Below are 11,916 nucleotides of genomic sequence, written 5' to 3' on the forward strand. Positions count from 1 at the left end.
CGGAAGGAAGGGGGATCAGGCCTGGCCGGCGAGCTCGTAGCCGGCCTCGTCCACGGCGGCGCGGACGTCGGCCTCGGCGAGCGGGGCGGCGGACACCACGGTGACCTCGCCGGTGGAGGCGACGGCCTTGACGGAGGTGACGCCCGGCAGGGCGGTCAGCTCGGCGGTCACGGCGCCCTCGCAGTGCCCGCAGGTCATCCCGGTGACCTTGTACACGGTTTCCGTCACGGCGGTCATGTCGTTCTCCTATCAGGGGGTGTCTCTCTCTATCAGAGACTATACCCCTAGGGGGTATCAAGCCAGCATCCGGCCGGCCACCGGCGCCCGTCGACCGCTCCTCCGGTGGACAGGATCGGCCCCCCATACGTAAATGGCGCACATGGGGCATTCGGTGTCTCTCATTCTCATCATGGCCGCAGCGGTGCTCGCACCGCTGCTCGCCTACGGTGTGGCGCGCTTCCTCCCGGTCCCGCTGGTGATCTTCGAGATCCTGCTCGGCGTCCTCATCGGCCCGGACGTACTCGGCTGGGCGAACACCGGCGAGGTGATCGACACCCTGAGCCAGCTGGGCCTGGCGATGCTGATCTTCCTGGCCGGCTACGAGATCCGGTTCGACCGGGTCAAGGGGGACACCCTCACCCGCTCGGTCGCGGCCTGGCTGGTCTCGCTCGCGCTCGGACTGGCCGTCGGCACCCTCCTCGCCCACGGCGGAGGCTTCGGCAAGGGCGTCTACGTCGGCACCGCGCTCACCAGTACCGCCCTCGGCGCGATCCTGCCGATGCTGCGCGACGCGGGCGACCTCGGGAGCCGCTTCGGCACCGTGACCATGGCCGTGGGTTCCGTCGGCGAGTTCGGGCCGGTCATCGCCATGGCCCTGCTGCTCAGCGGGCGGGCGCCCGCCCGCTCGGCGGCCCTGCTCGCGGCCTTCGCGGTGCTCACGGCGGCGGCGGTCTTCTGGGCGATGCGGCCCAAACCGCCCTGGTTCGCGAAGGTGGTCGCCAAGACCCTGCACAGCAGCGCCCAGTTCGCGGTACGGCTGGTCGCGCTGATCCTCGTGGCCATGCTGGGCCTGGCCCAGGCGCTCGGGCTCGACATCCTGCTCGGCGCCTTCGCCGCCGGGCTGCTCACCCGGCTGGTGCTGAACGGGGCGGCGCCCGAGAGCGGCGAGGACGTGCTCGCGAAGGTGGAGGCGATGGGCTTCGGCTTCCTGGTCCCGCTGTTCTACGTGGTCACCGGGGTCCAGTTCGACCTGGGGGCCCTGCTCTCCGGCGGCCGGCCGCTGCTCCTGCTGCCCGTGTTCCTCCTGCTGTTCCTGTTGGTGCGCGGGCTCCCGATCCGGCTGCTGGCCCCGCGCGACCTGGGCGGGCGGGACCGGTCGGCGCTGGTGCTGTTCGGCTCGACCGCGCTCCCGCTGGTGGTGGCGATCACCACCCTCGGGGTGCAGGACGGCCAGGTCGAGCCGGGGGAGGCGGCGGCGCTGGTGGGGGCCGGAATGGTGTCCGTGCTGGTCTTCCCGCTGCTCGCGCTGCGGCTGCGCGGACGGGCCGGCGCCGCGCGGGGGAGCGCGGCGGCCGAGCGGACGGGGGCGTCGGAGTCCTGGTGAGGGACGGCGGGCGGGAGCGGGACCCGCTCCGCTACCGCCGGCCCGCGTCCCGGGTCAGTCCTCGCGGCGCCCCCGGTTGCCGGGGCGGCGGGCCACCCAGGTGCGGATGGTGTCCGCGTACCAGTAGGGCTTGCCGCCCTCCACGTGGTCGGGGGCCGGAAGCAGTCCGTGCTTGCGGTAGGAGCGCACGGTGTCCGGCTGCACCCGGATGTGGGCGGCGATCTCCTTGTAGGACCACAGCTGCCGGTCGCTCATCCACGACACCTCCTCGTCCACGCCCCGGGGCCGGCCGGGAGGCCGTCGGGGGAGCCGGTGCGCGGACTGACGATCACTCGCGTTGTGCCCGGAGAACGACGTCCGGTGAGGGCGGGGGAGCGGCTGTGGGCCGCCTGTGACGGAAAACCCGCGTAATGCGGACATGTGTGACACGGGCGGGACTCCTGTGACGCGGGCGGCACAGGAGTCGCCCGTTGAACCAGGGGCGGGAGCGGTGGCTCAGCGGTAGAGCTCCGGCCGCTCCACCAGCCGCACCTCGGTCCGTACGCCGTCGCGCGCGGCCGCCAGCCCCGCCTCCGAGACGGCGGCGGCCGCGTACCCGTCCCAGGCGTCGGGTCCGTCCACCCGCCCCCGCGCGGCGGCGGCCACCCAGCGCCGCACCTGCCGGTCGTAGGCGTCGGCGAACCGGGTGGTGAAGTCCTGGGTGATCTCCCCGCCCCAGCGGCCGCCCGACTGGACCACCATCGCGTGCCCGTCGCCGATGGAGGCGCTGCCGGACTCCCCGACCGCCTCGCACCGCACCTGGTAGCCGAACCCGCAGTTGACGAAGATCTCCACGTCCACGAGGGCTCCGCCCGAGGTCTCCAGCAGCACCAGGCGCGGGTCGCGCAGTTCCTCGGGCGCGGCCGAGGAGGGCGTCGGCGAGAGCACCGTCACGGCCGTGACCTCCTGGCCCAGCAGCCAGCGGGCCGCGTCCACCTCGTGCACCACCGAATCGCTGATCAGCATGTCGCTGGTGAAGAAGGACGGCGAGGAGGCGTTGCGGTGGCGGCAGTGCAGGAAGAGCGGCCGGCCGATCCCGCCCCCGTCCAGCAGCTCCTTGAGCCGCTCGTACTCGGCGTCGAACCGCCGCATGAACCCCACCTGCACCAGCCGCCGGCCCACCCGCCGCTCCGCCTCCAGCACCCGCAGGGCCCCCTCCGGGTCCGGGGTCAGCGGCTTCTCGCAGAGCACCGGCAACTCCCGCTCCAGGGCGTGCAGAATCGCTTCCTCGTGGGCGGGGCCGGGCGAGGCGATCAGTACGGCGTCCACCCCAGGAGCCGCTATCGCCGCCGCCGGGTCCGTGAACGCGGAGGCGCCCTCCAGCCCCGCCGCGACCGCCTTGACCCGTTCCCCGTCCGGATCGGCGACGGCCACCACCCGGGCCCCGCCGACCGTGTCGCCGATCCGCCGGACGTGGTCGGCGCCCATCCTCCCGGTGCCGATGACGGCGATGCCGAGCGTGTTCATGCGTGTCTTCCTCCGGATCAGCGGGCGCCACAGGAGCGCAGGTAGGCGCGGGTGCGCCGGGCGATGGGCAGGGGACGGTCCGGCGGGCACGGGTACATGTCCTGCTCCACGATCGCGAACAGCTCCACCCCGAGCCGCTGCGCCGCCGCCAGCACCGGCTCCAGCGCGGGCACCCCCGACGGCGGCTCGCACATCACCCCGCGCTCCACCGCCGGCCCGAACGGGATGCCGTCCGCGACCACTTCGGCGAGGATCCGCGGGTCCACCTGCTTGAGGTGCAGGTAGCCGATCCGCTCGCCGAAGGTCTCGATCGCCTCGACGCTGTCCCCGCCGCAGTACGCGTAGTGCCCCGTGTCCAGGCACAGCGACACCAGCTCCGGATCGGTGGCGTCCAGGAACCGGGCCACGTTCTGCGGGGTGTCGACATGGGTGTCCGCGTGCGGGTGGACCACGATCCGCAGCCCGTACCGCTCCCGGACCTCCCGGCCCAGGCGCTCGGTCTGGGTGGTCAGTTCACGCCATTGGGCGGGGGTGAGGACCGGGTCCTCCAGCATTCCGCCGGTCTTGTCGTCGCGCCAGAACGAGGGAATGACCACCAGGTGCTCCGCCCCCGTGTCCCGGGTGAGCGCGGCGATCCGCGACACGTGCGCCCAGGTCTCCTCCCAGACGGCGGGGCCGTGATGGAGTCCGGTGAAGACGGTGCCGGCGGACACCCGCAGGCCCCGCTTGGCGGTCTCGTCGGCGAGCCGGGCCGGGTCGGTGGGCAGGTAGCCGTAGGGGCCGAGCTCGATCCACTCGTACCCGGCGCCGGCCACCTCGTCGAGGAACCGGTCCCAGGGGGTCTGCAGCGGATCCTCCGGGAACCAGACACCCCAGGAGTCCGGAGCCGAACCGACGCGGATACGGGTCAACGCGGGCGGGGAGGAGGTCATGACGGCCACCTTAGGGTGCGAGGTTCGAGGGGAGAGGGAGGACGAGTGCGAGAGGCAGGAGCACCCGACGTGACCACGGGGGACGCGGGGAACGGGGCCGGGGACGGCACCGCGTACGACCTCATCACGATGGGGCGGATCGGGGTGGATCTCTACCCGCTGAAGACCGGGGTACCGCTCGCCGAGGCGGACACCTTCGGCAAGTTCCTCGGCGGCTCCCCGGCGAACGTCGCCGTGGCCGCCGCCCGGCTCGGCCGGCGCACGGCCGTGATCAGCCGGACCGGAGCTGACCCCTTCGGGGCCTATCTCCGCGATGAGCTGCGGGAGTTCGGGGTCGACGGCCGGTGGGTGGGGGAGGTGGCGCGCTACCCGACGCCCATCACCTTCTGCGAGGTCTTCCCGCCGGACCGTTTTCCGCTCTACTTCTACCGGCTCCCGAAGGCCCCCGACCTGGAGATCGAGCCGGACGAGATCGACCGGGAGGCGGTGCGGGCCGCGCGCGTGTTCTGGATGACCGGTACGGGACTCAGCGCCGAGCCGAGCCGCGCCGCCACCCTGGCCGCGCTGGAGGCCCGCTCGAAGTCCGGCACCACGGTCTTCGACCTCGACTGGAGGCCGACGCTGTGGGACGACGGCCCGCCCGGCCCCTGGTACGAGCGGGCGCTCGCGCTGGCGACGGTGGCCGTCGGCAACACCGAGGAGTGCGCCGTCGCCACCGGCGAGAGCGAGCCGTACGCGGCCGCGCGGGCGCTGCTCGCGGCCGGGGTGGAGCTGGCGGTGGTCAAACGGGGCCCGGAGGGGGTCTTGGCCGTCCACCGCGACGGGACGGCGGTGGAGGTGGCGCCGGTGCCGGTGACGGTGGTCAACGGGCTGGGCGCCGGCGACGCGTTCGGCGGGGCCCTGTGCCACGGGCTGCTGGCGGGCTGGGAGCTGGAGCGGGTGCTGCGGTACGCGAACGCGGCGGGGGCGATCGTTGCCTCGCGGCTGGCCTGTTCGACGGCGATGCCGTTCGCGCACGAGGTGGAGGAGGTGCTGGACCGTGCCGGTGCGCTCTGAGACGGGGATGGAGTTCACCCGGCTGGTGGTCCTGGAGCTGGCGCCCGGGGAGGCGTACGCGCACGACTGCGGGGAGGCGGAGTGGATCGTGCTCCCGCTGTCCGGCGGCTGCGAGGTCCGCTGCGCGGAGCCGTCCCCTACCCGCCCTTCCCCCGTTCCCCGGGGCTCCGCCCCGGACCCCGCGCCTCAAACGCCGGCGGGGCTGGAGAATCCGGCCCCCGCGGGGGCGTTCCGGCTACGGGGCCGTGCCTCGGTGTTCGACGGGCCGACCGACTTCGTCTACCTGCCGCGGGACGCCCGCGCCCACCTGACCTCCGCCGCAGGCGGCCGGTTCGCGCTCGTCGGGGCGCGGTGCGAGCGACGGCTCCAGCCCCGCTACGGCCCCGCCGACGCCGTACCCGTCGAGCTGCGCGGCGCCGGCCAGTGCTCGCGCCAGGTGCACAACTTCGCCGCCGCCGGAGCCTTCGACTGCGACCGGCTCATCGCCGTCGAGGTGCTCACCCCCGGCGGGAACTGGTCCTCGTACCCGCCCCACAAGCACGACGAGCACCACCCGGGCGAGGAGTCCCGCCTGGAGGAGATCTACTTCTACGAGATCGCCCCGCACGAGGGCACCCCCGGCGTCGGCTACCAGCGCGTGACGCCCTCGCCCGCCGGGAAGACCGACGTGCTCGCCGAGGTCCGTACGGGTGACGTCGTCCTCATCCCCGACGGCTGGCACGGCCCGTCCATCGCGGCGCCCGGCCACGACATGTACTACCTCAACGTGATGGCCGGCCCGGACCCGGCGCGGGAGTGGCTGATCCGCGACCATCCCGACCACGCGTGGATTCGCCGGACGTGGGCGGGGCAGGAGACCGATCCCAGGCTCCCGCTGAACCGGCCCGCACCCCCCGCCCCCCGTCCCGAGGAGGAGACCCCGTGACCGCCCCGCACAGCGTCCGGCTGACCACCGCCCAGGCGCTCGTACGGTTCCTGAGCCGCCAGTACACCGAGCGCGACGGCCGCAGGCGGCGGCTGATCGCCGCCACCTGGGGGATCTTCGGGCACGGCAACGTCGCCGGGATCGGGCAGGCCCTGCTGGAGAGCGGGCCCGACGCCATGCCCTTCCTCCAGGGGCGCAACGAACAGGCCATGGTGCACGCCGCCGTCGGGTACGCCCGCCAGCGCGGGCGGCTGTCGGCGCACGCCGTGACCACCTCCATCGGGCCCGGCGCGACCAACCTCGTCACCGGGGCCGCCCTCGCCACCGTCAACCGGATCCCCGTGCTCCTGCTGCCCGGGGACACCTTCGCGACCCGGCCCGCCGATCCGGTGCTCCAGCAGCTGGAGGTCCCCTACGCCGGCGACCTCTCCGTCAACGACACCCTGCGGCCCGTCTCGCGGTACTTCGACCGGATCACCCGGCCCGAGGCCCTGGTCCCCGCCGCCCTCCAGGCGATGCGGGTGCTCACCGACCCCGTGCAGACCGGAGCCGTCACCCTCGCGCTGCCGCAGGACGTGCAGGCGGAGGCGTACGACTGGCCCGAGGAGTTCTTCGCGGAGCGGGTGTGGCGCGTGCGCCGCCCCCGGCCCGACACCGCCGAGCTGCGGGCCGCCGCCGAGGCCGTACGGGAGGCCCGCCGGCCCCTGATGATCGTCGGCGGCGGCATCCGGTACAGCGCGGCCGAGGCGGCGCTGAGGGACTTCGCCGAGGCCACCGGGATCCCCGTCGCCGCCACCCAGGCCGGCAAGGGCGCCCTGCGCCACGACCACCCGGCCGAGGTCGGCGCCGTCGGGCACACCGGCACCGCCACCGCCGACGACCTGGCCCGCGCCGCCGACCTGGTCATCGCGGCCGGGACCCGGCTGACCGACTTCACCACCGCCTCCTCGACCCTCTTCCAGGACCCGGGCGTCCGCTTCCTCGGCCTCAACCTCGACCCGTACGACGCCCACAAGCAGGCCGCCCTCCCGCTCGTCGCGGACGCCCGCGAGGGCCTGGACGCCCTGCGCGCGGAGCTGGCCGGCCACCGCGTGGACCCCGCGTACGAGCGGACGTACCGGAGGGCGAAGGTCTACTGGGAGGCCCTGGTCGACCAGGCCTTCCACGCCTCCGACGAGGACGCCGTCCCCACCCAGGCCCAGGTGCTCGGCGCCCTGGACGCCGTCGTCGACGACACCGACGTGCTCGTCAACGCGGCCGGTTCGCTCCCGGGCGACCTGCACCGCCTGTGGCGGGCCCGGTCCGCGGACCAGTACCACGTCGAGTACGGGTACTCCTGCATGGGCTACGAGATCCCGGGCGCCCTCGGGGTGGCCCTGGCCGCCCCGGACCGGCCGGTGTGGGCGCTCGTCGGCGACGGCTCGTACCTGATGAACCCCACCGAGCTGGTCACCGCCGTCCAGGAGGGCGTCCCGCTCAAGGTGGTCGTCCTCGACAACCACGGCTACGCCTCCATCGGCGGCCTCTCGGGCGCGGTCGGCGGCGAGGGCTTCGGCACGGCGTACCGGTTCAGGGGGCCGGACGGCGGATACACCGGGGACCCCCTTCCGGTGGACCTCGCGGCCAACGCGGCCTCCCTCGGCATGGCCGTGATCCGCACCCGCACCATCGGTGACCTGCGAAAAGCCCTGGCCGAGGCGCGTGGGTCCGACCGTCCCACATGTGTCTACGCACAGACCCGAACACCCGACACTGTGTCGGGCCCACCCCCGGCACAGGCGTGGTGGGATGTTCCCGTGGCCGAGACCGCGACCCGTGGGTCGGCGGCCCAGGCCCGCGAAGAGTACGACCGGCAAGCCGCACAGCGACGTCGCCATCTGTGAAGGAGCAAGCATGAAGACCGTCAACCACTGGATCGGTGGCAAGACCGTCGAGGGCGCGTCGGGCAACTACGGCCCGGTCACCGACCCGGCCACCGGCGAGGTCACCACGCAGGTCGCCCTCGCCTCCGCCGAGGAGGTCGACGCCGCGGTGCGCGTCGCCAAGGAGGCCTTCCTCTCCTGGGGCCAGTCCTCGCTGGCCGCCCGCACCAAGGTGCTGTTCGCCTACCGCGCCCTGCTGGACGCCAACCGCGACGCGATCGCCGAGCTGATCACCGCCGAGCACGGCAAGGTCCACTCCGACGCCCTGGGCGAGGTCGCGCGCGGACTGGAGATCGTCGAGCTGGCCTGCGGGATCACCACGCAGCTCAAGGGCGAGCTGTCCACGTCCGTGTCCAACCGCGTGGACGTGTCCTCCATCCGCCAGCCGCTCGGCGTGGTCGCGGGCATCACCCCGTTCAACTTCCCGGCCATGGTGCCGATGTGGATGTTCCCGCTGGCCGTCGCCTGCGGCAACGCCTTCATCCTCAAGCCGAGCGAGAAGGACCCCTCGGCCGCGAACAAGCTGGCCGAGCTGGCCACCGAGGCCGGCCTGCCGGCGGGCGTGCTGAACGTCGTCCACGGTGACAAGGTCGCCGTCGACGCCCTGCTCTCGCACCCCGACGTCGCCGCCGTCTCCTTCGTCGGCTCCACGCCGATCGCCCGCCACATCCACACCACCGCCTCCGCCAACGGCAAGCGCGTCCAGGCCCTGGGCGGCGCCAAGAACCACATGCTGGTGCTGCCGGACGCCGACCTGGACGCCGCGGCCGACGCGGCCGTCTCCGCCGCCTACGGCTCCGCCGGCGAGCGCTGCATGGCCATCTCGGCGGTCGTCGCGGTCGGCGCCATCGGCGACGCCCTCGTGGAGAAGATCCGCGAGCGCGCCGAGAAGATCAAGATCGGCCCCGGCAACGACCCGGCGTCCGAGATGGGCCCGCTGATCACCGCCGCCCACCGCGACAAGGTCGCCTCGTACGTCAAGGGCGCCGCCGACCAGGGCGCGGAGGTCGTCCTCGACGGCACCGGCTACACGGTCGAGGGCCACGAGAACGGCCACTGGATCGGCCTGTCCCTCCTGGACCACGTCAAGACCGACTCCGACGCCTACCGCGACGAGATCTTCGGCCCCGTGCTGTGCGTGCTGCGCGCCGAGACCTACGAGGAGGGCGTGGCGCTCATCAACGCCTCGCCGTTCGGCAACGGCACCGCGATCTTCACCCGCGACGGCGGCGCGGCCCGCCGCTTCCAGCTGGAGATCGAGGCCGGCATGGTCGGCGTCAACGTGCCGATCCCGGTGCCGGTGGGCTACCACTCCTTCGGTGGCTGGAAGGACTCGCTCTTCGGCGACCACCACATCTACGGCAACGACGGCATCCACTTCTACACGCGCGGCAAGGTCGTCACCACCCGCTGGCCCGACCCGTCCGAGGGCCACACGGGCGTCGACCTCGGCTTCCCCCGCAACCACTGACGCACCCCCCGTACGCAGCCCCCGTACCGCGGGAACCCCCGGCCAACCCTCACCGGCCGGGGGTTCCCGCCGTCTGCGGTCAGAGGCGGGACCAGACGTCCGCCGCCGCCGTCGCCGACCACACGGCGTCGCCGTGGCCGTAGCCGGGGACGACGGCGAAGCGGACCCGGTCGTTGCCCGCCGCCCGGACCAGCTCCGCGCCGCCCGGTTCGTCGCCGCGGCCCAGCTCGGTGTTGACCCAGACCACCTCCGCGCGGATCCGCTCCCAGTCGATCCGGTACGTCTTCCCGTCGCCCGCCCAGACCGCCGCGAGGTCGCGCATCAGGGCCGTCGGCACCAGCCCGCTGCCCAGCGCGGAGGTGGCCGCGTGCCAGGTCTCCAGGGTGGTGTGCGCCAGGGAGAAGCGGTCCTCGGCCGGGGTCGCGCCGAAGGCGTAGCCGCCCGCTGCGTGGCCCCGGCGGTAGATCCACCGGGCCGGGCCCGGCAGGTCGGCGGTGCGGACCAGCGCGAAGTGGGCCAGGCCGGTGTGGGTGAAGCGCTGCTCCGGGTCCGGGGGCCAGGGCACGTCGGAGCGGCCCGAGGGGTCGGACACCGCGCGGGCCACCAGCGCCGCCAGGCCGGGGTCGGCGGCGTGGACACCCCGCGCGAGCTGCTCCTCGTACCCGTCCCGCAGCTCGGCCGCCCGCAGCGCCGCCTCCCCGGCGCAGGGGCCGGTGGTGTCCAGGACGAGCACCCGGCGCAGCCGCTCGCAGGGGTCGTGGGAGGCCGCGTCGAGGGCGAGGGCGGCGCCGGCCGAGTGGCCGGCGTACGTGTAGGGCAGGCCCAGGACGGAGTCCAGCGCGGCCACCACCCCGGCCAGGTCCCGGCGGTGGGCGGCGAGGCCGAGGTCGGCCGGCAGGGCTTCGGCGCTCGTGGCGGCGTCCTCGCGCGGGGTGACCCCGACGACCAGCAGGCCCCGGCCGAGCAGGTGCCCGGCCAGGCTCCCGCCGCCGCCGGAGGTGAAGAAGGCGGAGGCGAAGTTCAGGCCGCCGCCGGGCAGCAGGTACGCGATCCCCCGCGGGGGCCGCACCGCGTCCGCGAGGACGTCCACCGTCAGCGGGGCCGGGCCGCCGTCCTCGACCGGCAGCGTCAGCCGTATCCAGCCGTCCCCGGGCAGGTAGGCGGCGGTCCCGCTGCTCAGGGCGCGCTCGACGCGGGTCAGCAGGCCCACCCCCGCGAGGGCGGGCTCCGGCTCGCGGCGCTGTTCTTCCATCGGTCATGCCTCCCCGTCGCGGTGATGGCCGAATGCCGTCACCCCCCGGGGACACCCTCGCCGGTCAGCGGGCCCGCGCCAAGTCCGGGACGGGTTCCGCTTCCTGCGGGGCCGCCCGGCGGCGCCGCCGCAGCACCAGGACGGCGATACCCGCCCCCACCAGCACCAGGAGCACGCCCAGCGCGGGCCAGGGGACGGCGAGGAAGGCCGTGCCCGCCTCGGAGCTGACGTCGGGATAGGCGGGGGCGCTCACCGCGACCTTGACGTCCACCCGGTCCAACTGGGGCGAATCCGGCCACGGTTCGGTCAGCACGATCCGCTGGCCGGGCAGCAGCGCGGGCTGGGGGGTGCGGGCGGGCCGGTCCAGCACCCGGCGCCCGAACAGACCCCGCGCGGAGAGCGCCACCTTCGGCTCGACCACCACGTTGCCCCGGTTGACCAGGGTGTAGGTGATGGTGGCCCGGGCGTCCTTGGTCCAGGGCAGCAGCGGGGCACCCCGGCTGACCCGTACGTCCTCCACGCTCAGCGCCGGGGTCAGCGGCCCCGGCACCCTCAGGTACAGCCGGGCGCCCACCTGGCGCTTCACCCCGACCTGGACCTTGCCCTCCCGCTGGATCCCCTCGATCTCCGTGTTCTGCGCGACGATCCCGCCCACGTGGTCGCCCGGGGAGGCGTCCTGGGGGACCCTGACGGTGAACGGGACGTCCTTGCGGCCCTTGGGCGGGACGGTGACGGTGCCCGCCGCCTCGGGCCCCAGCGCGATCCAGGTCCCCACGTCCCGCGGCTTCGCCTCGGCGGGCAGGAGGGCGAAGGCGCCGCCCGAGGGGGTGTTCACCGCGTCGGTGGCGAAGACCCGGAAGGTCAGCTCCCGGTCGGAGGAGTTCAGGATCGTCACGCTGTCGGCGACGGAGGCCCCGGCCGGGCCCTGGTGGAAGAAGTACGCCCGGTCGGTCATCGCCGCACCGGCCGGCGGGGTCGGGAACACCCCCCAGGTGCCGTTGTCCGCGGCCGCGGCGGGGCGGGCGGGGAGCAGCAGCAGCCCGCACAGCCCGAGGAGGAGGGTGCGGAGGACGGTCGTGCGCAGGCGCATGGGCGGTCTTCTCCAGGGGTGCGGCGGGAGAGCGGTGAGGGGTGGTGCGGCGCCCGGGCGCCGTGTCCGCGCCCGGGGAGCTGACTTCGAGGACGTACTCGTCCTCGCCCATCACGTCGGACGCGTCGAGCGCGTCCGAGGCCTCACGGCTCAGCTCGG

At 74.3% G+C, this 11,916-nt stretch carries 11 protein-coding genes and 1 pseudogene; 5 read left to right on the forward strand and 7 right to left on the reverse strand.

Annotation, left to right across the window (positions count from 1 at the left end; translation table 11 throughout):
• Window positions 1–15: 15 nt before the first annotated feature.
• Window positions 16–237: a heavy-metal-associated domain-containing protein gene (locus AB0O29_RS21990; protein WP_365153801.1), complete on the reverse strand. Its 222-nt coding sequence runs from the start codon at window positions 235–237 to the stop codon at window positions 16–18.
• A gap of 142 nt (window positions 238–379) precedes the next feature.
• Between AB0O29_RS21990 and AB0O29_RS21995 the strand changes: the two genes are divergently transcribed.
• On the forward strand, window positions 380–1,603 hold the full coding sequence (locus AB0O29_RS21995; protein WP_365153803.1) for a cation:proton antiporter: 1,224 nt from the start codon (window positions 380–382) through the stop codon (window positions 1,601–1,603).
• 54 nt (window positions 1,604–1,657) lie between these two features.
• Here AB0O29_RS21995 and AB0O29_RS22000 read toward each other — a convergent pair whose 3' ends face one another.
• The 3 genes from AB0O29_RS22000 to AB0O29_RS22010 all read right to left on the reverse strand — a co-directional run bounded on the left by AB0O29_RS22000 (window position 1,658) and on the right by AB0O29_RS22010 (window position 4,041).
• Window positions 1,658–1,858, reverse strand: coding sequence for a MerR family transcriptional regulator (locus AB0O29_RS22000; protein WP_030297784.1), 201 nt, complete (start codon window positions 1,856–1,858; stop codon window positions 1,658–1,660).
• Window positions 1,859–2,098: 240 nt separating this feature from the next.
• The gene (locus tag AB0O29_RS22005; protein WP_365153805.1) at window positions 2,099–3,109 is read right to left on the reverse strand and encodes a Gfo/Idh/MocA family oxidoreductase; all 1,011 of its coding nucleotides are present in this window, start codon (window positions 3,107–3,109) and stop codon (window positions 2,099–2,101) included.
• 17 nt (window positions 3,110–3,126) lie between these two features.
• Entirely contained in the window at window positions 3,127–4,041 is a 915-nt protein-coding gene (locus AB0O29_RS22010; RefSeq protein WP_365153807.1) for a sugar phosphate isomerase/epimerase, read from the reverse strand.
• Between the two features lie 69 nt (window positions 4,042–4,110).
• On the opposite strand from AB0O29_RS22010, the gene iolC reads away from it, so the two are divergent.
• From iolC to AB0O29_RS22030, 4 genes are read left to right on the forward strand one after another with little or no spacing between them, the layout of a single operon-like run.
• Window positions 4,111–5,097, forward strand: coding sequence for a 5-dehydro-2-deoxygluconokinase (iolC, locus tag AB0O29_RS22015; RefSeq protein ID WP_365153809.1), 987 nt, complete (start codon window positions 4,111–4,113; stop codon window positions 5,095–5,097).
• A gap of 7 nt (window positions 5,098–5,104) precedes the next feature.
• Window positions 5,105–6,022, forward strand: coding sequence for a 5-deoxy-glucuronate isomerase (gene iolB, locus AB0O29_RS22020; protein WP_365153820.1), 918 nt, complete (start codon window positions 5,105–5,107; stop codon window positions 6,020–6,022).
• Window positions 6,019–7,905 (forward strand): 3D-(3,5/4)-trihydroxycyclohexane-1,2-dione acylhydrolase (decyclizing), encoded by a 1,887-nt coding sequence (gene iolD / locus AB0O29_RS22025; protein ID WP_365153810.1) that lies wholly within the window; start codon window positions 6,019–6,021, stop codon window positions 7,903–7,905. The genes iolB and iolD overlap by 4 nt, the downstream gene beginning before the upstream one ends.
• Window positions 7,906–7,915: 10 nt before the next feature.
• A complete protein-coding gene (locus AB0O29_RS22030) occupies window positions 7,916–9,415 on the forward strand; it encodes a CoA-acylating methylmalonate-semialdehyde dehydrogenase (protein WP_365153812.1) in 1,500 nt (499 codons plus the stop codon).
• Window positions 9,416–9,494: 79 nt separating this feature from the next.
• Here AB0O29_RS22030 and AB0O29_RS22035 read toward each other — a convergent pair whose 3' ends face one another.
• The 3 genes and pseudogenes from AB0O29_RS22035 to AB0O29_RS22045 form a co-directional block, all read right to left on the reverse strand.
• Entirely contained in the window at window positions 9,495–10,667 is a 1,173-nt protein-coding gene (locus AB0O29_RS22035; RefSeq protein ID WP_365153814.1) for a hypothetical protein, read from the reverse strand.
• Window positions 10,668–10,731: 64 nt separating this feature from the next.
• Entirely contained in the window at window positions 10,732–11,757 is a 1,026-nt protein-coding gene (locus AB0O29_RS22040) for a DUF916 domain-containing protein (protein WP_365153816.1), read from the reverse strand.
• Between the two features lie 76 nt (window positions 11,758–11,833).
• A pseudogene (locus AB0O29_RS22045) lies at window positions 11,834–11,911 on the reverse strand (ribosome maturation factor RimP); the annotation flags it as partial.
• Between the last annotated feature and the right edge of the window lie 5 nt (window positions 11,912–11,916).

The organism is Streptomyces sp. NPDC089915 (assembly GCF_040684675.1).
In the GTDB taxonomy this organism is placed as follows: Bacteria; Actinomycetota; Actinomycetes; order Streptomycetales; family Streptomycetaceae; genus Streptomyces.